We start from the raw sequence: 918 nt of genomic DNA, 5'->3' as shown, positions 1-918 counted from the left end.
AATATATATTGCAACCGGACATACAGATATGAGGAAATCAATTGACGGACTGGCTGCCATCGTACAGAAGAATTTTGAACTGAATCCATTTCAGAACAGTCTGTTTCTCTTCTGCGGACGGAAGAGAGACAGATTGAAAGCACTATATTGGGAAGGTGATGGATTTGTGCTTCTATACAAGAGGTTGGAAAATGGATGTTTTAAGTGGCCTAAAGATGCAGAAGCAGTAAAATGTATAACACCCCGGGAATTCAGATGGCTTATGGAAGGCCTGTCCCTGAATCAGCCAAAGGCTGTAAAGAAAGTAGATATACAAACTGCCCTCTAGTGTCAGAGAAATCTGAAATCATGCGGTTTTATAGAAATTTATGGTATAATAACAGATATAAAAAACGAGTGAAGGAACTGTCTCAATTATGTATACCAAAAATGAAGTTATAGAACTTAAAAATCGCATAGCACAGCTGGAGAAGGAGAATAAAACTCTCCATGAGACAGTTGAATTTCTGACACATAAATTATTTGGCAGGAGCAGTGAGAAGACTTCTGTAATTGCAGGACAGATAAATCTTTTCAATGAGGCAGAAGTTTATAGAAACCCTTCGGCACCGGAACCGAATTTACAGGAGGTATCAAACTACAGGCGTAAAAAATTTGATGGTCAAAGAGCAGAACTGCTTAAAGATATTCCACATCATACAGTAATCTGTGGCCTTGAAGAGGATGAACGTTTCTGTGAAAAATGCGGGACACCTTTGAAAAGCATAGGAAAAGAATTTATCCGTACAGAAATAGAATTCATTCCGGCAAAGGTACGTGTTATAGACTACTACCGTGAAACTTATGAATGCAGGAAATGCCGCAAAGAAGGACTTCCTTATATAGAAAAATCACCAATGCCATATCCGGTAGTACAGC

The 918-nt window shown here is 38.7% G+C and carries 2 protein-coding genes; both read left to right on the top strand.

All coding sequences use genetic code 11. The features are described from left to right. Positions 1 to 328: IS66 family insertion sequence element accessory protein TnpB (gene tnpB, locus CLLU_RS18515; protein ID WP_207656037.1), on the top strand; the 328-nt coding region annotated here is incomplete at its 5' end. Positions 329 to 416: 88 nt separating this feature from the next. Next, a partial coding sequence (locus tag CLLU_RS18510) for an IS66 family transposase zinc-finger binding domain-containing protein (RefSeq protein ID WP_207656036.1) occupies positions 417 to 918 on the top strand: 502 nt, incomplete at its 3' end.

The organism is Clostridium luticellarii (genome assembly GCF_002995845.1).
GTDB lineage: Bacteria > Bacillota > Clostridia > Clostridiales > Clostridiaceae > Clostridium_B > Clostridium_B luticellarii.
Note: the sequence above shows the minus strand (reverse complement) of the source record. Positions and strands in the feature narration are given on the sequence as shown.